At 35.8% G+C, this 19,337-nt stretch carries 19 protein-coding genes and 2 pseudogenes; 10 read left to right on the forward strand and 11 right to left on the reverse strand.

Annotated elements, in window-relative coordinates:
- Positions 1 to 71: 71 nt before the first annotated feature.
- Both hemG and AT685_RS02505 read left to right on the forward strand, forming a co-directional pair.
- A pseudogene (hemG, locus tag AT685_RS02495) lies at positions 72 to 1,011 on the forward strand (protoporphyrinogen oxidase).
- Positions 1,008 to 1,913 carry a bifunctional enoyl-CoA hydratase/phosphate acetyltransferase gene (locus AT685_RS02505; protein WP_072151413.1) on the forward strand — a complete coding sequence of 302 codons (906 nt, stop codon included), beginning with the start codon at positions 1,008 to 1,010 and terminating at the stop codon, positions 1,911 to 1,913. The pseudogene hemG and the gene AT685_RS02505 overlap by 4 nt, the downstream one beginning before the upstream one ends.
- 44 nt (positions 1,914 to 1,957) lie before the next feature.
- On the opposite strand, the gene AT685_RS02510 is transcribed toward AT685_RS02505, so the two are convergent.
- From AT685_RS02510 to AT685_RS08535, 7 genes are all read right to left on the reverse strand, one after another.
- Complete coding sequence (locus AT685_RS02510; RefSeq protein ID WP_072151414.1) at positions 1,958 to 2,209, reverse strand: FmdB family zinc ribbon protein; 252 nt, start codon at positions 2,207 to 2,209, stop codon at positions 1,958 to 1,960.
- A 90-nt stretch (positions 2,210 to 2,299) separates the two neighbouring features.
- On the reverse strand, positions 2,300 to 3,496 hold the full coding sequence (locus tag AT685_RS02515) for a pyridoxal phosphate-dependent aminotransferase (RefSeq protein ID WP_234696219.1): 1,197 nt from the start codon (positions 3,494 to 3,496) through the stop codon (positions 2,300 to 2,302).
- Positions 3,493 to 3,996 (reverse strand): pantetheine-phosphate adenylyltransferase, encoded by a 504-nt coding sequence (gene coaD / locus AT685_RS02520; protein ID WP_072151416.1) that lies wholly within the window; start codon positions 3,994 to 3,996, stop codon positions 3,493 to 3,495. The genes AT685_RS02515 and coaD overlap by 4 nt, the downstream gene beginning before the upstream one ends.
- Before the next feature lie 6 nt (positions 3,997 to 4,002).
- The gene (rsmD, locus tag AT685_RS02525) at positions 4,003 to 4,557 is read right to left on the reverse strand and encodes a 16S rRNA (guanine(966)-N(2))-methyltransferase RsmD (RefSeq protein WP_072151417.1); all 555 of its coding nucleotides are present in this window, start codon (positions 4,555 to 4,557) and stop codon (positions 4,003 to 4,005) included.
- Entirely contained in the window at positions 4,545 to 5,405 is an 861-nt protein-coding gene (pilM, locus tag AT685_RS02530; RefSeq protein ID WP_159420461.1) for a pilus assembly protein PilM, read from the reverse strand. The genes rsmD and pilM overlap by 13 nt, the downstream gene beginning before the upstream one ends.
- 21 nt (positions 5,406 to 5,426) lie before the next feature.
- A complete protein-coding gene (locus AT685_RS02535; RefSeq protein ID WP_072151419.1) occupies positions 5,427 to 5,867 on the reverse strand; it encodes a hypothetical protein in 441 nt (146 codons plus the stop codon).
- A gap of 19 nt (positions 5,868 to 5,886) precedes the next feature.
- Entirely contained in the window at positions 5,887 to 6,351 is a 465-nt protein-coding gene (locus tag AT685_RS08535) for a ComEA family DNA-binding protein (RefSeq protein ID WP_072212869.1), read from the reverse strand.
- 158 nt (positions 6,352 to 6,509) lie between these two features.
- Between AT685_RS08535 and AT685_RS02545 the strand changes: the two genes are divergently transcribed.
- From AT685_RS02545 to AT685_RS02565, 5 genes are read left to right on the forward strand one after another with little or no spacing between them, the layout of a single operon-like run.
- A complete protein-coding gene (locus tag AT685_RS02545) occupies positions 6,510 to 7,031 on the forward strand; it encodes a DUF5683 domain-containing protein (protein WP_072151421.1) in 522 nt (173 codons plus the stop codon).
- 12 nt (positions 7,032 to 7,043) lie between these two features.
- Positions 7,044 to 7,793: a nickel pincer cofactor biosynthesis protein LarB gene (gene larB, locus AT685_RS02550; RefSeq protein ID WP_072151422.1), complete on the forward strand. Its 750-nt coding sequence runs from the start codon at positions 7,044 to 7,046 to the stop codon at positions 7,791 to 7,793.
- A gap of 7 nt (positions 7,794 to 7,800) precedes the next feature.
- Positions 7,801 to 9,057 (forward strand): nickel-dependent lactate racemase family protein, encoded by a 1,257-nt coding sequence (locus AT685_RS02555; protein WP_072151423.1) that lies wholly within the window; start codon positions 7,801 to 7,803, stop codon positions 9,055 to 9,057.
- On the forward strand, positions 9,041 to 10,666 hold the full coding sequence (locus tag AT685_RS02560) for an ATP-binding protein (protein WP_072151424.1): 1,626 nt from the start codon (positions 9,041 to 9,043) through the stop codon (positions 10,664 to 10,666). Before AT685_RS02555 ends, AT685_RS02560 begins: the two co-directional genes overlap by 17 nt.
- 15 nt (positions 10,667 to 10,681) lie before the next feature.
- Complete coding sequence (locus AT685_RS02565; protein WP_072151425.1) at positions 10,682 to 11,467, forward strand: dienelactone hydrolase family protein; 786 nt, start codon at positions 10,682 to 10,684, stop codon at positions 11,465 to 11,467.
- Between the two features lies 1 nt (position 11,468).
- Here the strand turns inward: AT685_RS02565 and AT685_RS02570 are convergent, their stop codons facing one another.
- Genes AT685_RS02570 through AT685_RS02580 form a run of 3 tightly spaced genes read right to left on the reverse strand, consistent with a single transcriptional unit; the run spans position 11,469 to position 14,932 of the window.
- Entirely contained in the window at positions 11,469 to 12,950 is a 1,482-nt protein-coding gene (locus AT685_RS02570) for a pyridoxal phosphate-dependent decarboxylase family protein (RefSeq protein ID WP_072151426.1), read from the reverse strand.
- Between the two features lie 9 nt (positions 12,951 to 12,959).
- The gene (locus tag AT685_RS02575) at positions 12,960 to 14,192 is read right to left on the reverse strand and encodes a DNA methyltransferase (protein WP_072151427.1); all 1,233 of its coding nucleotides are present in this window, start codon (positions 14,190 to 14,192) and stop codon (positions 12,960 to 12,962) included.
- Positions 14,186 to 14,932 (reverse strand): type II restriction endonuclease, encoded by a 747-nt coding sequence (locus AT685_RS02580; RefSeq protein WP_072151428.1) that lies wholly within the window; start codon positions 14,930 to 14,932, stop codon positions 14,186 to 14,188. The genes AT685_RS02575 and AT685_RS02580 overlap by 7 nt, the downstream gene beginning before the upstream one ends.
- Before the next feature lie 96 nt (positions 14,933 to 15,028).
- Here AT685_RS02580 and AT685_RS02585 point away from each other — a divergent pair, with 96 nt between their 5' ends.
- The 3 genes from AT685_RS02585 (at position 15,029) to AT685_RS02595 (ending at position 19,053) form a co-directional block, all read left to right on the forward strand.
- Positions 15,029 to 16,600 (forward strand): M20/M25/M40 family metallo-hydrolase, encoded by a 1,572-nt coding sequence (locus tag AT685_RS02585; protein ID WP_072151429.1) that lies wholly within the window; start codon positions 15,029 to 15,031, stop codon positions 16,598 to 16,600.
- Between the two features lie 122 nt (positions 16,601 to 16,722).
- Positions 16,723 to 17,163, forward strand: coding sequence for a hypothetical protein (locus AT685_RS02590; RefSeq protein ID WP_072151430.1), 441 nt, complete (start codon positions 16,723 to 16,725; stop codon positions 17,161 to 17,163).
- Between the two features lie 15 nt (positions 17,164 to 17,178).
- On the forward strand, positions 17,179 to 19,053 hold the full coding sequence (locus AT685_RS02595) for a family 10 glycosylhydrolase (protein WP_072151431.1): 1,875 nt from the start codon (positions 17,179 to 17,181) through the stop codon (positions 19,051 to 19,053).
- Between the two features lie 2 nt (positions 19,054 to 19,055).
- Here the strand turns inward: AT685_RS02595 and AT685_RS08360 are convergent.
- Positions 19,056 to 19,337: pseudogene (locus AT685_RS08360) on the reverse strand (low specificity L-threonine aldolase); the annotation flags it as partial.

The raw sequence follows: 19,337 nt of genomic DNA on the forward strand, positions 1-19,337 counted from the left end.
ACGGTCGTGCTAAAAACACAACAAATGACCCATTCTGGGAAGAAACCGTTGCACAATTTGTCAGAAGACGATTGGGGGAAGAATTTCTTGATTATACAATTAATCCCTTCGTCGCAGGCGTATATGCTGGTGACCCTGATAAACTCGGTGTTCGCTCTGCCTTCCCACGACTTTATGCACTTGAAGAAAAATATGGTGGTTTAATCATAGGAACAATAAAAGGCGCTAAAGAAAGAAAAAAGAGAGCTGAAAAATCAAAGGTTACAGCAAAAATGTTCTCATTTATCAACGGCATGGGAACTTTGCCAATTGGAATTGCAAATTATCTTGGTGATTTAGTTATAACAGGGGCAAGGGCTAAATCAATTAAAAAAGATGCATCTGGATATATTGTTGAATTTGAAAAAGATGGAAAAATTGAAAATATTCGTTCAGAGGTCGTTGTAATCTCAACGCCAGCTTATATCGCTGGGGAACTTATCAAAGGACTATCTGATAAACTTGAAGATGCGCTCAAACAGATTTATTATCCACCTGTTGCTGAAATTGTTTTCGGTTATAAAAAAGAACAACTCGGGATTGAACCAGATGGCTTCGGGTTCCTCATACCAGAAAAAAGAAAAAAGAAAAATTCTTGGCACTTTGTGGAATTCAACCATATTCCCGCAAAGAGCTCCCGAGGGATATGTTGAATTTACCACATTTGTTGGTGGCGCAAGGCAACCTGAACTTGCCCTTAAAAGCGACGATGAATTAATAAAAATTGTAAGCGATGAACTTAAAGACATAATGAAAATCAACGGTGAGCCTGAATTTGTGTGGATCTCAAAATGGGAAAAAGCAATACCACAGTATAATGTTGGACACTTGAAAATAATGGCTATGATAGATGAATTTGAGAATGAAAATTCCGGAATTTACCTATGTGCAAATTATCGTGGTGGAATTTCGGTTGGGGATTGCGTTATGAGCGCAGAAAAAATTGCAAACAAAATTTTGAACAAAAGATGATAAAAAATTTTAGTGAACTTATTGAAAAAGTAAAAGGAACATCAAGAACAATAGCAGTTGTATCCGCACATCAAGAAACAGCACTTCTGGCTGCGATTGAAGCAAAAAAACAGAAAATCGCCAATTCAATCTTAATAGGGGATTCAAAAAAAATAGCAGATTTCATTGACCAATTCGGTGAGGACCCAACAAGTTTTGAAATTATTGATGAGAAAGACCCTACAAAAGCAGTTGCCATCGGAACTTCATTTGTGAGAAATGGGGAAGCGCAGATAATTTTAAAGGGCAAGGTGGATACAACAACCTTGATGAAAGGCATTTTAAGTAAAGAGGCAGGACTGAGAACAGGAAAATTGTTGAGCGATGTTTTTGTTTTTGAATATCCAGAGAAAAATAGCGAATCAAAATTTGTTTTAATGTCGGATGGAGGCGTGGTCCTAAACCCAACACTTGAACAAAAAATAGAGATAATAAAAAATGCTGTTGAAGTCGCAAACAAACTCGGAATTGAAAACCCAAAAGTTGCCCTTCTATCTGCGACTGAACTTATAATTGAAGATCTAAAATCAACGACAGACGCTGTCAAAATAAAACAACTTAACACCGAAGGCAAAATAACCGGTTGTGTTATAGATGGTCCACTTGCACTTGACCTTGCAATTTCAGAAGAATCAGCATTTGAAAAGGGAATAAAATCAGAGGTTGCGGGAAAAGCTGATATTTTGATAGTTCCAAATATAGAAAGCGGGAATATACTTGGAAAAAGTTTAACTTACTTCGCACATTACAAAATTGGTCATGTCATCATTGGTGCAAAAGCTCCGATTTTGATCCCCTCAAGATCGGATAAAATGGAAGCGAAATTAAATTCAATTGCACTTGGAGTTTTGATGACCTTATAAAATTATGGGCGGGATAGAAACCCGCCCCTGAAGATCATCTTTATTTACTGCTCGGATTTATCAGATTTTGTTTCTGACTTTGTTTCGGAGTTTGACCTGTTTTTTGATGAATTTCCACGTTTATAATCGGTTATGTAGAAACCTGAACCTTTAAAAATTAATCCAATTCCACCACTTATTACCTTCCTTACGCTGCCTCCACATTTGGGGCAAATTTTGACCGGTTCATCATTTATGCTCTGAAATTCCTCAAAGATATAACCACAGTTATCACATTTGTACTCATAGGTTGGCATAGCCTTTTCCCTTCACCTCCTTTTGTTTTTGATTTGTTTTCTTTAACAACGAAGAACACAAAATAAAATTAAAAAACAAATTTCAAATTTTCAATCTCCCAACTTTTCAATTGCTCGTTTGAATCTCTCAATTCCCTTCATCAAATCCTCCATTGAGGCAGCGAATGAAATCCTTACGCATTCATCCATACCAAACGCATCTCCTGGGATTATAGCGAGTTTTTCTTCTTTTAAAAGAAACTCACAAAAATCATTTGAATTTTTTATAACCATGCCATTATAATTTTTACCATAGTAAGCAGAAACTTTCGGAAACACATAAAATGCCCCAGAAGGAACCAAGATCTCAATCCCTGGAATTTGCTTAAGTTCTGAACAGATAAAATCTCGCCTTATTTTGAACTCATTAACCATCCTTTTCACCGGTTCTTGTGTGCCTGTTAGTGCAGCAAGTGCTGCTTTTTGAGAAATTGAACTCGCATTTGAGGTCATTTGACCCTGAACCTTATTCGCAAGTTTAACTATTTCCTCGTTAGCCCCAAGATAGCCAATTCTCCATCCCGTCATAGCATATGCCTTTGAGACACCATTGACAGTTATAACGAGGTCTTTTAACTCTTTGATTGAAGCCATGCTGAAATGTTTACCCTCATAAAGTATTTTCTCATAGATCTCATCAGAAATCACAAAGATATTTTTCTCATACACAACCTCAGCAATTTTTTTTATCTCATCCTCGGTATAAACCGCTCCCGTTGGGTTTGAGGGTGAGTTGAAGATCAAAGCTTTGGTTTTTTTAGTTATTACCTCCCTAAGTTGCTCAGGTGTTATTTTAAAATTTGTTCTCAAGTCAGTTTTTAAAATAACTGGCTTAGCATCAACTACCGCAACCATTGCGGGATAACTCACCCAATACGGAGCTGGAATTATCACCTCATCGCCGGGGTTACATATCGCCTGCAAAGCGTTGAAAATTGAATGTTTTGCCCCATTTGATACAAGTATTTCACTTGGTTTATAATCAATGTTGTTATCGCGACGAAATTTTTCAATGATTGCATTTATTAATTCAGGTATTCCTTGATTTTGGGTGTATTTTGTAAAATTTTCCTTTATTGCTTGAATTGCCGCTTCTTTTATATGCTCGGGGGTTGGGAAATCAGGTTCCCCCGCACTTAAAGAAACGACATCAATCCCTTGTGCCTTCATATTTTTTGCAATCGCAGAAATGCGAAGGGTTTCAGACTCAGGCAGGTTAAGTATTTTTTCAGAAAGTCTTGGCATCATGTTCTCCTTCTCAAGTTTCGTTTCTGCTTGAATTTTTCCTTTAACATTTTTTCAACTATTTTTGGAACAAAATTGCTGACATCGCCACCAAAAGAAGCTATCTCACGAACTATCGTTGAGTTTAGGTAAGTGTATTTTTCGTGGGGAACGAGAAAAACAGTAGTTATATCACAAATTTTTCTGTTCATCAAAGCCATTTGAAATTCATATTCAAAATCCGAAACCGCACGTAGCCCCCTGATTATCGCAACAGCGTTTTTCATTTTTGCGTAATCTACCAGAAGACCGTCAAAACTATCCACTTCAACATTGTCAAATTTTTTAACAACTTCTTTGATCATTTTAATTCTTTCTTCAACGCTAAAGAGAGGAGTTTTTGCAACATTTTTGGCAACCGTTACGATAACCTTATCAAATAATCTGGATGCCCGCTCTATCACATCAATATGTCCATTAGTTATCGGGTCAAATGTTCCAGGGTAAATTGCAATTCTTTTCATAATGTTTCACTCCTTATATTTAAAAATTGTGAGTGCTGTTTTCCCAAATTCCCTCCTCGTATCAATTTCAAATGGAGTTGTCTCAGGGGTGAAAACAATCCTTGAATCATGCTCAAGCGAAAAATAACCGATCTCACTTAAAAGCTTTCTCTCCCAAATTTTATGAACAAGTTCATCAAGATACGAATACACATATGGCGGGTCAGCGAAAATGAGGTCAAATTTTTCAGTTGAATATTCAACAAAAATTAAAGCGTCATTATTCACCGTTAAAATTTTATCAGAACAACCCAATATCTGCGCGTTTTCTTTTATCACATCCAAAGCTCTCCGATAATTATCAACAAAGACAACTCTTTCAGCACCTCTGCTCAATGCTTCAAATCCAAGCGCACCCGTTCCAGCGAACAAATCAAGGACAACAAGATTTTCAAAATTAATCCTGCTTGAAAGAATGTTAAAAAGCGTTTCCTTCACCCTGTCTGAAGTTGGTCTTATATCATCTCCTTTTAAAATTTTCAACGAACGCCCCTTATATTTCCCGGTAATTATTCTGACCATAACATCCTGAAGGCAAGCCCTATATTTGGTGCAAAAATTGACGCAACCTCAGGCTTGACTTTCAAATCAAGAAATAACGGCGAATCAAACGGATTCAAAACTACAAATCTGCTTCCGAGCATCTCACTTATAAAATCAATCATATCTTTATCAACTACTTCACCATAAAAAACAAATTTCTCAAACCCAGCAGAGACATTGTCATTTACCAGCTTTATCACAAAATATCTCAAATCCGATTCATTGTTGACTAAATAATAAAAATACCTCTGAAACTCGTAATTCCTAAAAACGCTAACGTCAATCCTGCCCTTTTTTAATCCAGCAAGGATAAAATCCTTGTAAAAATACCTTGAACGCACAGAACTTATCCTTTCCCTTAAGCAATTTTCAGCAGAAAAGTGGTCAATATCAATTATCTGGATCTTCAAATTAAGTTTATCAGCTATTGCCCTTAAAAAGGAAATTATTTCCTTTCTTACAGCTACGATAAGCATTTTTTGCACTTTTCCGCTACCAAACTTATAACCTCTCAACGCAAAATTTTGCGCAGATTCATCTGGGAAATACTGTGAAATCTCCCAAAGCAAATGCTCATTTAAATCTTGCTCTGATAAATTTGCATCAATAGGGATGATATTTAAAAATACAAATTCGGTGTCAAGGCAAAATGAAAGCTTTGTAAATTTTTCGCTTATGTTTATGGATGAAGAAATAATGTGTGCTATTTTACCAGCTTCTTCAGAAGAAAACGAGCTAAGATTAAATTGATGACTTAAAGTTTTTTTTAAAACCAGCTTTTTTGAAAGTTCCTCGGTTTCAACTACATCAACCCGCTCCTTTCCCAATTTTACAGTTATGAATATCATTTATTCCCAAGATACTTTATTCACATCCTCCGGTTTTTCCTTTGAGCCGATCATTCCATGACCATACGGACACTCAACCCAGTAATATTTACCAAGCGAATCTGCACCAATTATGTAAGGTTGATTTAATTTTGGACAACGACGAAGTGAATCAGGATTGAATTTTTCTGTTGCTGTTGAAAAGAAAAGCGAATCAGGCAAATTTTTAACCTTTATAAATGTAATGAGTGAATCAATATTCCCAGTATACTTCCCATATTCATCAAAGTATCTAAGTTCCGCCTGTCGTATGTTTTTCATTCTGAACCTGCATACTTTCCTCAATTCTTCTTCCGCTCTGATCTTCATCGCAGGGTCGTAAATCGTATAAACTAAAACGCCGATCAGAACAATTATCAAAATCTCAAGTATGATTGAACCTTTTGCTTTTACCTGTGGCATTTATTTTCTCCCTTTGTTTTTAGTTTGTTGTTAAATAACTTTTTATCTTCTCAAACTTCTTCTGCCCTATCCCTTTGACATTCATTATATCCTCAATTCTTTTAAACTTCCCATAAATTTCTCTATGTTTAATTATCTGCTCAGCTGTCTTTTCACCGATCCCGGGAATTTTCATCAGGTCCTCTTTCGCAGCTGTGTTTATATTTACCTTAAATGGCACAAAACCAGAGTTTAAATTTGATGATTTTTCATCGGAAGCCTGAACCGTTGGGGATACGACTTTTTCAATCTCCGTTGATCTTTTTTCAAACTCTTTATCAAAAACAGAATAGTCAAATTTCCCAGATTTACCTCCGGAAACACTGCCATGTGTAATTTTTATGACGATTCCAAAAGCAAAAGCAAAAATTAAAAACCAAAAAACAACGCTCTCAGATTTTGTTAAACCAATTGCATCGTTTATTTTTTTAAAAAAACTCCTCAATTTCAAACCTTGTGTAAATTTTACTCTTCAAATTTAAAAAAATATCTCAACTTTATCAAGAATCTTCTCCCGGTCCCAAATACGACTAAAAGTTCGTTTTAATTCTCGTCCCAAATTTTTAAATTTATTCAGCCGAAAACAAAAAATGATCAAAATCTATGCTTAAACGAATCCTGCTTCTTGTCATCTTCGCACAATCACTTCTCCTTGCGCAATCAAAAGATTCTTTTATCTCAAAGCGAAAGCTCACTGCATTGACCTATTCAACATTTATCCCGGGCGCCGGGCAATTTTACCTTGGACACAAGCTCAAAGGGGCGGTTTTCACATTAACTGCCTTCAGCTCACTCGTTGTAACGATAGTTTCACAAAATAATCTCGTCGGTGGGAATGAGCGACTTGAAAATCTTGAAATTCAATATCAAAGCACAATGAACTGGGAAAAAGCAGAACAAATATGGCAGGAAATGCTTCAAGTTAAATCTGACATTGATAGGGACTATAAAAGAAGAAATTTATTTCTGGGGATAACCGCTGGGATTTGGGTGGCGAACATAATTGATGTCCTCTTTTTCACATCGGATAAGGGTTCTGGAGACATATTTGGTGAAAGTGCTTCATTTATTGGGATTGAAAGCAAAAATGGAAACTTTATGATATCAGCAAAATTTAAATTTTAAAGGACAACGCAAATGCGTGAAAAAATAGAAAAACTTTTGAATGACTATAAAAATGGAAAGATTGATGTAGATGAGTTCATAAATGAATTAAAATGGTTCCCATTTGAAGATATTAAATTTGCAAGGGTTGACCATCACAGGATGTTTAAACATAACTTCCCTGAGGTCATACTCTGCCAGTGGAAAACACCTGAACAGGTTAAGGGAATAGCAAAGAGAATACTTGAAAGATCTGATTTTCTTCTCGCAACAAGAGCAAACACGGAACACTTCAAAGCTGTTAAAAAGATTGCTAAAGATGCAAAATATAACGAACTTGCGAGAACTATAACTGTTGTTCGTGGTGAGATAAAGAAAGATGATAAAAAGGGGAAAATTTTAATCATAACTGCTGGAACTGCGGATCTCCCTGTCGCAGAGGAAGCAAGGGTTACAGCGGAAATACTTGGAAATGAAGTTGAACTTTTATATGATGTGGGTGTTGCGGGTCTTCACCGTTTGTTTTCAAATCTTGATAAGTTAAAGGACGCAAGTGTTATAATTGTCATTGCTGGTATGGAAGGAGCTTTGCCAAGTGTCATTGGCGGGCTTGTTGATGTCCCTGTGATCGCCGTCCCAACATCAGTCGGGTATGGCGCAAACTTCAATGGACTTGCACCTCTTTTGACAATGCTCAACTCATGTGCCCCTGGAATTGTTGTGGTCAATGTTGATAATGGTTTTGGTGCAGCTTTCGCCGCAACCCTTATGAATAGAAAATGAAAGCGAAATGAAAAAAATTTCAATTAAATATGGTAAAACTGAATTAGAAATTGAACTTCCTGATCATGCCACTATCTTAACACCACAGTATATCCCCGCAAAACGGGATGAAGCAGAAATTTTAAATGATGCCCTTGATAACCCTATTGATTCGCCAAAACTTGAAAACTTCACTCAACCTGGAGATAAAATTTTGATCATCGTCCCGAATAAAACAAGAAAAGCACGAGTTGATTTTGTCCTTAAATTTGTTTTGGAGAGAATTAAAAATGAAAAAATAAAAATCCTGTTTGCAAACGGCACACATTCAAAACAATCTGAAGCAGAAAAAAGAGAGATACTTGGGGATGAAATTTATAATAACTTTGAAATTTTTGAAAACGATGCACACGGCGATAACTTCATATACTATGGGAAAACAAGCAGAGGCACCGAAATTTTACTAAACAAACTTGTTTCTTCCTCTGATAAAATTCTGATCATCGGAGCGATAACCCATCACTATTTCGCTGGATTTGGTGGCGGAGCCAAAATGCTTATACCAGGCGTCTCATCATATAAAACCGCAATTCAAAATCACAAACTTACATTAACCCCAGATGGCGACATAAATCCTGATGCAACAAACCTTAAACTTGATGGAAACCCAATTTACGAGGATATAGTTGAGTCTTTTAAGATTTGCAACCTCAAAGCGTTTCATATTGGAGTTGTCCTTGATGAAAACGATAAAATTATTTCCGCTTTTTCAGGCGATGTAATCTCATCTCACAAAGCTGGAGCTGAATTTGTTAAGAAATTTTTCACTATACCTGTAAAGGGGAAGTTTGACGCGGTCATATCAAGTGCTGGGGGATTCCCAAAAGATGTAAACTTCATCCAATCACATAAAACAATCCATCACTCACATTATATCTTAAAGGAAGGAGGAACATTGTTTTGTTTCATTGAATGTAGAGATGGGATTGGTTCAAAAACCTTCCTTGACTGGTTTAAATTCAAAAATCCAGAGGAAATGAAAAGACAACTTCTCCAAAATTACTCAATGAACGGTCACACCGCCCTTTCGTTGCAAAATAAGTTAAAAATTGCTAATATAAGTGTGAAGTCCAAGTTAGATAGAGGATTAATTGAATTGATGGGATTGAAATCACTTGACGATGTTGACACTTTAAAAAAACTTAAGTGCTCAATTGCAGTGATAAAAAACGCTTCAATCTATTTGCCAATTTATACGGGAGGTCATAATGCAACACCTCTTTGAATCATTAAAGAAAAACAAATTATTCACAGGAATCGGGGAAGAACTGATAAACGAAGTTGCTCAAAATTCCATCATTGAAAATTTCAAACCTGGCGATATAATACTTCGCGAGGGTGAATACGGCGATAAAGTTTGCTTGATTATGAGAGGAAGGGTAAAAGTAGTAAAGCTTGCCGATTCAAAAGGTAAAATTTTGATGGAGCTTAGCGAGAGTGATTTCTTTGGTGAAATGTCCCTTATAGATCTTCGCCCACGCTCGGCAAGTGTTGTAGCCTTAACCGACTGTGAAGTCATATCTATACCTGCAAATTACTTTGACAAGCTCATCCATCTTCAACCCCAACTTATAATTAATATCGCAAAGACATTAAGCGAGAGATTGAGGACATCAAATGATAAAATTTTGAGAGATTTTCTTGAATACGAAAAAGAGGTAACGGAACAGATAAACAAACTGAACTATTTAATTGATATAACGAAACGAGTTAATTCAACCATAAACCTTGATGAACTTTTAAAAATAATCCTTGAGATCGCCATTGAAATTACGAATGCCGACAGAGGAACAGTTTATCTAATTGATGAATTAACTGGCGAGATTTGGTCAAAAGTTCTTGAAGGGGATGAAATTAGTGAGATTCGTCTACCGATAGGAAAAGGCATTGCAGGCTATGTTGCTCAAACTGGTGAGACAATCAACCTTGAAGATGCTTATAAAGATCCGAGATTCAATCCCGAGATAGATATAAAAACAGGTTATAGAACAAAAACGATGTTGTGCCAGCCAATAAAAGATAAGAACGGTAAAATTGTTGGTGTTTTCCAATTGATAAACAAAAAAGAGGGCACTTTTACAAAAAAAGATGAGGAAATGTTAAGTGCTCTCTCAATTCACGCCTCAATCGCAATCCAAAATGCAAAGATGGCTCAGGAACTTGTAAATAACGAGCGACTTGCGGCAATTGGGAAAATGGCAAGTTCAATCATCCATGATATAAAAAATCCAATGACGACAATAAAAGCCTACGCACAGGTTTTAAGAAAAAAAGTTGGTGAAAGCGAAGCAATTCAACTCGTTGATGAGGTGATAAGACAAATTGATCGCCTTGTGAATATGGCGCAAGAGATACTTGATTTTTCACGCGGGGTATCAAGTTTAAACTTTTCAAAGATAAAACTTGGAGATTTTCTTGATGGAGTGATTGCTTTCCTTTCAAGGGATTTTGAGAGGAACAAAATTGAAATTGAGAAAGCAATTGACTTTGACGACGAGGTTGAAATTGATGTTGATAAAATGACGCGGGTCATCTTTAACATAGCCAATAATTCAAGAGATGCAATGCCCGAAGGCGGAAAATTCATCATAAAGACATGGCGCGAGGATGATTTCTTTTACATGCAGTTCACAGATACGGGAAAAGGAATCCCTGAAGAAGTGAAGAAAAGGCTTTTTGAACCATTTGTCACATACGGGAAAAAACATGGCACAGGGCTTGGAATGGCGATAACAAAAAAAATTGTAACTGACCATAAAGGGGAAATTTTCGTTGAAAGCGAACTCGGAAAAGGAACAACGATAACAATTAAACTCCCACTATACCAAAAATAATAGCGAGGGCAAACGATGTTTGATAAAATTTTTCTCCTTCTCGTAATAGCGATGATTCTATCTATCATTTTTACAATCCTTGCCTTCACCCAGGAAAAGAAGTTAAATGTTGGAATACAGATGGTAAAATTCAAAAGTGGCGATGAAGAAATTTCAGCATTTCTTGCTGTTCCAAAAGCTGAAGGGAAATTCCCAGCGATTGTGTTAATTCACGAATGGTGGGGCTTGACAGATTGGGAAAAAGAAAATGCCATAAGATTTGCAAGTAAAGGATACATTGCCCTTTCTGTTGATCTTTATCGTGGAAAACTTGCAAAAACTCCAGATGAAGCCAGATCATATATGCAGTCCCTCTCACCAGATGTTGTAGTAAGAGATATAAAATCAGCTGTTTCATATCTTAAATCAATAGATAATGCCCGTCCCGATAAAATTGGTATAATAGGATGGTGCATGGGTGGAGGATTTGCATTGAGAAGTTTAATTGAAATTCCAGATTTTTCCGCTGGAGTTATCTGCTATGGGCGACTTGTTGAAGACGAAAAACAACTTGAGAAAATACAAGCACCGATCCTTGGAATCTTCGCAGAAAAAGACCGAGGGATACCACCAGATGCAGTGAAAAATTTTGAGGAAAAAATGAAAAAACTTGGGAAAAAAATTGAAATCAAAATCTATCCCAATGTTTCTCACGCTTTCATGAACCCAAACAACAAAAACAATTACGATGAAATCTCAACGAAAAACGCATGGGATTTGATAGATAAATTCTTCAAAACGAATTTAAATCCCGAAAAATGAACTAATCTTGTAATAGCTCATCAACAAGCATATCAATATAATTTACCTTCTTGCTCATCGCGTTCCAATGTTTTATAAACACAGAGCGAAGCGTGACAAGATATTCATCGTCAACTTCAAATTTTGGGTTTATTCTCAAAGCGGTTGATTTGTCAACAATGAATTTTGAGAGTATAAATTTTGCACTTGGATTCTCAACAGAAAGACGGTTGTAAATTTTGAGGGTGTTCTCGTTTATCTTGCTCAGTTTAAGCTCATCATTATGTCTATAAAAACAAAAAATATCAAGATCTGGTTGAGTTAATGGTGAAAAACCTTTAAGATTTTTTACCCTTTCATAAAGATAATTTGCGCTTTTTAAGGTTTGCTCAAGAATTTTTCCAAATCCATTTTTGTTAAGCGGTATCACTCTATGCGTAAGCCATACAGCTCCAGCAGATGCCCCGGGTCTTGACCCCTCAAGTTGAAACATCCCGATGTTTGGCTTATCTTTTTTATGATATGTGTATGGTGAAGTGTTAAGTATAACTTGTCTTAAATTTTCATCCTTATAAAGAACTCCACCAGCCCCATACATCACAAGCCCATGTTTATGTGGATCAATCGTCAATGAATCAGCTTCAGAGATAGCAAGCAAATTATCGTAAACGAACTTCTTCAATGGAGCTTCAACTTCTGAGAAAGTCATTATTTCCCCTGTTTCATCAATTATCAAACTTCTCATGTATCCACCGTAAGCTGCATCAATGTGGAGATGAAAGCCATATTTTTCTTTTAATTTTAAAATTTCACTTATGGGATCAACTGCTCCAGCTCCGGTTGTCCCGAAGTTTGCCATCACAAACATCACATCGTTTTTCTTTAAAACATCTTCAAGCTGATTTAATTCAATTCTATAATTTTCATCAACATCAACTTCAATGAAATCAACTTTTAAAATTGAGCAAATTCTTTTCCATGAGTAATGAGAACCTTTTGAGAAAACAGCAATTCCACTTTTCCTGAAATCTCTAACAGCCCACAGGGCTTCAAGATTTGCAAGTGAACCACCACTTGTCAGATGCCCCCACCCTTCTTTAAATCCGACAAGTTTCAAAAGATCATCAACTACTTCCATCTCCATTTCAGTTGTAACAGGTCCTCCTTCGTAAGCGTGGTTATTTGGATTTGTCAACATAACTGCGAAATAGCCGATCAAAGCTGGGATAGAGGGATCTTTTAGCATTTGCGCCGAATATCTCGGATGGAAATATGGCAGGTTCTTCTCAAGGCGCTTTAAAAATTCATCAAAAATTTTTTCAAGTTTTTCAGATTCAACCTTGAAGATGTCAGAATTAAAAAATTTATCAGGGTAAATTGTTTCATCGTCAAAGAAATTTTCTCGCCATTTTTTATTCCATTCAATTGCGATGTTAATAAGTCTCTTAAAAAGTTCGGTGTTTTCTCCCTTTGGACCAAGAAAATATGTAAAAAGTGTTTCCATTTTTAACCCTCAGATTATTTTTCTCAAAATAACTATATACTCATAACGCATGGTTAAATCTTTCCCTCCCTTTACATTTGACGGTGAATTCTGCAAGGGCATTCTCTTATTTGATATCTTTCGTATAATCGTTTTTATGTGCTTGAAACCGAAATGCGAAAAGAAATCAACAGATATCCTATCTGTTTCAAGTTCAACTCCTTTGACTCTCCTGTTTCCGACTACAAAGCAGACAAAACCACCTCTTTTAACCTTCCGGGCAATTATCTCTATTGAAGAAAATAAATCGTTATAGAAAAACAAAATCTCTTTTGCTCTTTTATCATCAGCTTTAGAAATCTTATCAGCAAGTTCATAAAGAATTTTAGATGGAAGATAAGATAAATCCCTTTTATTTGACCCGAGCGATCTTTTATCAACATCTTCTTGGATGCCCAACCAGTTTAAGGATAAACGAGAAAATTGTCCATAAGCAACCGTAGTTTTAGAATCACCATAAGGTGGCGAAGTTATAACCAAATCTACGCTTCCGTCCTCCAATGGTATCCCTTCAAGTATGTTTCTACACTCGAAACTCAATTTGACATCCTTTGGCTTAAATTTTTCATAAAAACTGAACAACAATCCGGAATTCCTTAAAGATATCTCCTTGAAAACAGAAAAAACATCTCTTTCCTTTTTATCTTTTTTTCTCAAAAGTTTGAACTCGTTATGATCGGTCTTTGAAACTCTTCTGACAGTTTCGGAAAAAGCAACTTTGAAAAAATCTTTCAATCTTTTATCTTTTAACTCAAAAATTGTTCTTTTAAGTTTAGACAATCCAATAATTGACTTTTCCGAGAACCAATACTCAATGTTAGGAAAATCCGGTATTTCTACGGATTCTCTATGTTTAGATTTATCTAAAATTTCCACCAGATTGTTTAGAATCTCTTTTTGTTCAATCGGTGTTGTCCTGACTTTAGCAATTAGAAGGGCAAGGGGATTAATATCATAGCCAACGAAATTTCTTCCATTCACCAAACATTCAACTGCACAAACGCCAGAGCCCATAAATGGATCAAGCACTATGTCTCCTTCTTTTGAAAACTCTAAAAGTAATCTCCTCACAACCATAAAATGAAACATAGCAGGGTAGGGGTGTATTCCATAAACCAATGAACCAGCGGGTATATCTTTGAAATCAAAAGTTTCATCTCTGATTCTTAGTTCTTGACTTTCTTCTTTCTGAAGTTCTACCATATCTTAACCTCCTTTGGTAGATCTGATAACTTTCTTATCCAAGGCATACCTTTGAATTTTTCCATTTTTATTTTGTCTGGGATGAAAGCTATCAAGCCTTTTTGATTTATCTCTTTCGCTTTACTTTCAGATATGTTTTCATCTATTGTAATAAGGTAAATTCTTTGGTTCAGACGTGCCTGTGGAACTTCTTGTTTCCATCTTTCACGCAGTGTTCTTTTACAAGTTAAAAAAATTGCTTTATCTGGGGTTTTCAATGCTACAGCCGAAGAAGGTATAACTATATCAACTCTCTTTAGTTTTTCTTTAAATTTTCCCGCAGGTGTTTCACATTTAATTCCTATATAATTTAGGAGTTTAACAAGAACCTTTTCAAAAGTTTTTCCGCCCCTTGCTTTTCGCATGTTTCCAAGAATCTTCTCAAAGTCTTGAACTAAAACCGCAAATTCAACAAACTTTTGACTTAATCTTTCTACGAAATCTTCTTTTTCAATTATCTCATATAGTTCTTTTTTGATTTCATCCTTTCGGCTTTCCATCCATGATAGAGCTAATTCTCTGATCGCTTCCCTCTCATACTTTTTAAAAACATTTGTTGCTTCCTCATCAAATCTCATCAAGACCTCACCAAAATTTCTCTTCACATATTCCTTGCTTAGATTCAAATTACTCCACGTTTCATTTATGATTTGATCTACCGATGGTATTATGTTTTTAGCAAAAATCAATTCCTCTCTCATTTGATAGTTTTTTCAAATATAAAAAAATTTCCACAAAATTCATCTTGACCTGTCAAATTTTTTTGTTATTTTTTGAAAAAAAACAAATAACGAAAAATGAAAGAAATCGTAAGATTTATTTTAATCCCGATCCTCGCTCTAAATTTCTCCAACGGACAAACAAAATTTGATTCAATTTCAGCGTGGAACTTTAACAAAATTTTGACCTCTAAAGAATTTCAAGGGCGTAAATCTGGAACAATAGGTGGTGAAAGGGCGAGTGAATGGATAGCAGAAAAATTTAAAGAATTCGGACTTAAACCATTTGGAGATGATGGAACATATTTTCAAAACTTTAAAATTCTTTCAACTCAAGACAAAGTAACAAAACTAACACTCTTAAATGGGAGAAAGGGGAAAACAAGATATTCACTTGGCGATGATTTTACAATTTTAACAAACAGTGGAAGTGGAAAGGTTAAAGCAAAAGTTGTCTTCGTTGGATATGGCATTTCCGCACCAGAAAAGGGACGGGATGATTACGCAAGTGTTGATGTCAAAGGCAAAATAGCCCTTCTGCTTGCTGGAACTCCAGAAGATGAAGAAGGTAAATTTGAAATTGAAGGTTCAAGAGGATACAAAATTAAAAAAGCATTTGAAAAAGGAGCATCGGCGGTTTTCTATGTTCAAGGAGATAAACCAGTAAGGGGTGGCGCTATACCAGAGGAATATTATACACCTGAACTCCCAGCATTATGGATTGGGAGAAAGATTGTTGATGATATCTTCTACAATACTGGTATAAGCTTTGATGCATTGAAAAGCGAAGTCAATTTCAAAGAAAAATCATTTGAGATTGATAAAATTTTTGAAGTTGAAACCAAGGTGGAAAAACTGAATGGTCAAACGAGAAATGTCGTCGGGCTAATCCCCGGCAATGACGAAATTTTAAAAAATGAATACATAGTTGTCGGAGCCCATATGGATCACAATGGAATAGATGCGGAAGGTTTTATTTACCCCGGGGCTGACGATAATGCCTCTGGAACCTGCCTTGTGATGGAACTTGCAAGAAGCATGATGGCAAATAATGAAAAACCAAAACGCTCAATAATTTTTGTTTTATTTTCAGCAGAGGAACAGGGATTGCTTGGTTCAAAATACTTCGCCTCACATCTCCCAGTCCCAGAAGAAAACATCGTTGCAATGTTCAACTTTGACATGGTGGGACGCGGAAACGGAAATATAAATATCGCCGGAACTGAAAATTTCCCAGAAATGTGGAGCATAATTAAAGGATTTTTTCCAGAAAATAAACTAAAAAATCTTGGCAAGTTTCGTGCGGGCGCAAACTCTGATCATTATCCATTTCAAGAGCGTGGTATACCTGCGTTCTTTTTTATCTCTGCTGGACAACATCCAGAATATCACAGAACAGACGACACAAGTGATAAAATCCAACCATTTGTTCTTGGTGAAGTTGGAAATGTAGCCTACGATGTAATCCTCGGGCTCGCAAATTACCCGCATAGTCTAAAAAACAAAACAGATTCATTGATTATATCTACTCAAATGCTCAAACATCCCTCTATATTCAAATACGGGCTGATTCAACCACAAAAGAATGGCTTTACAACCTTCGGGAAAAAGTTAAAAACGATGGGGTTGAAGCAATCATCCTTGAAATAAACTCAAAAAATCTTGATGATATCATCAGGGTTATTTATTTTGTTGATTCGCTTGCCACAAGGGAATATAGATATTTCAATGTCGTTTCAAGTAAATCCGATTTCATAACATCACCTGATGTTTTGAATATAATTTTCTCGGTCAGAGCGGACGCCTTTAAAAATCTGCCTCAATTACTACCGATTCTTTCAAAATCAGGTTTGAAATTCCTCACTTTTGATGAACTAACCCCCGCTGATAGCATTCAAAACATTATCAACATCGTAAATGATTTCTACCTTGATATAATTCCAATTCTTAAGAAAAAAGAGAATTTAAAAATTGTAAAAACTCACATTATTTTTAACCCTGACTCAATTAGCGATGACCTGATGAGTTTTTACTTCTTCACTGACCAAAGCAAATTCATATCTATTGCAGACTCTATCAAACTTGAAAAAGTATTTGTAAATTTGACGCCAGATGAAGCCAAATTTTTAATTTCAAATCTGCGAAAGAAAAACTGGGAAACAAGGAAAATTCAACGAATTTTCGGAACAAATCTCTACAAACTTTTAAAATAAAAAATCAATGATAAAATGAAGAGAACCTTGCTTTTAATTTTAATTTTCTCCATCAATCTTCTTGCTCAAGTTTATGAACATAGAGGTGTGTGGTATATCCCAAGAAGTGGGAACGCATATAAGACAAAGCCGGAAATTGCTCTGGATATGGATAGCATTGCAAGAAATAATTTCAACGCCGTTTATGTCCTTGTTTGGGCAAGGGGTTATCCCTTATTTAAGAGCGAAACATTTTATAAAGAAACCGGGCTTTACACAGACCCACAACTTGGTGAAAGAGATTTACTTCAGGAGATGATTGCTGAAGCTCACAGGGCTGGACTTGAAGTTTATGCTTGGTTTGAATATGGCTTCATAGGCGGATGGGGTGGCTATCTACCAGGAAATAGCGGAAAAGGGAAAATCTTTGATGTGCATCCCGATTGGCTTGCGAAGAAAAATGATGGCACAGATGCTGGCTCATCAGAAGATCAAATCAGTTCAAACTTTTACTGGATGGCTCATGTAAATCCCCAGGTCCAAAACTTTTTAATTCAACTTATCCTTGAAATGGTGAAAAAATACGATATTGATGGTTTTGAACTTGACAGAATCCGCTACCCAGACCCAAATTGTGGTTATGATAGTGTAACAATTGAAATTTACAAACAAGAACACAACGGAGCTTCACCACCTTATGATTATAATAATCCTGAATGGAAAAATTGGCGAATTCAAAAGTTGAATCAATTCGCAAAAATGGTTTATGATTCTGTGAAGTTTTATAGACCAGATATGAGACTTACAAATGCAGTCGGGGTCAGTCCAGATTGGGCAAAATCAGAAAAACTTCAAGACTGGGTGACATGGATCAACAACGGCTGGCTTGATTATGTTGAACCAATGAACTATAGAAGAACGGCAAACGAATTTATCGCCGAATGTGTGAACATCTTTGGAAGAGTAAATAATAAAAGTAAAATTCTCTTTGGAATTGACAGCCAAAACCCAACAACATCTGAATTTTTAAAAATGATTAAATATGTAAGACAGCAGAATTTAAAAGGTTTTGTCATTTGGTATTATGGCTCGCTTTCTGATGATCTTGACTCATTGAAAACACTTCTAAATACAAAAGCTCTCGTCCCTGACAGACCTGAAAACTGGAGAATTCCAGCAGTTATAATTGATAATGATGACACTGCATTTGTTTCTTACTCTGGCGGATGGGTAAAGCAATCAGCTTATGTTCATTGGGGAAGCGATTATCTTGCGACCCAATCAACAACTCCACAATGGATTGAATATTATGCAAATGTTCCAGAGGATGGTTATTATGAAATTTATGCTTTCGTAGTTCGTTCAACATCTAAAAACGCAGTTTATTATGTTTATGATTCTTCGGGCGTGCAAAGGAGATTTACAGTTGATCAAAACAATCAGTTCATTTACGATGGATGGTATAAAATTGGCGATTTCTATCTTAAAAAAGGTAGACAAAAAATTTTAAGGATAACAAATGAAAACCTTGTAACCCCCGGATTTATGACTGGCGACGCAGTGATGTTAATTTTAAATCGTCGCTTGACGCCAGTTGTGACTTCAATAAAAGACCAAAAAAGCGAGATTTTCCCAAAGGATTTTGAGATAAATGTTTATCCCAATCCGTTTAATTCAACTACAAATATAAGCGTCTTTCTTCCAATTGATTCTTTTCTTAAAATTGAAATTTATAACTTACTTGGGCAAAAAATTCACAATTTAGTGGATGAAAAACTCACTCAGGGTTCACATAAATTTTTATTTTCGCCGGGGGCAATTGCCTCCGGCGTTTATATTCTAAAAGTTGAAGTAACCTCAAAAGATGAAAAGAATCTTAAATTGATGAGAAAGATTGTACTGATAAAATAGGTTCAGCCAAACAATTTGTAAAAAATTTCAACTGCTTGTTTCACATCCTCCATTGAAACATCAAGGTGAGTTACCGCACGAATTTTCATATAACTTCCCGAGCTTAAAAGCACCCCGTTATCTTTCAAAATTTTCAAAATTTCATCTGGTGTTTTTCCTGTTTTCTCAACCCCAATTATTACAATGTTCGTTTGAACAGTTTCAAGGTCTATGTCAAAAACTTTCAATTTTGCTATTTCTTCTGCAAAAAATTTTGCTTTTTCATGGTCTTCTTTCAGCCTTTC

The organism is Candidatus Kryptobacter tengchongensis (assembly GCF_001458555.1).
GTDB lineage: Bacteria > Bacteroidota > Ignavibacteria > Kryptoniales > Kryptoniaceae > Kryptonium > Kryptonium tengchongense.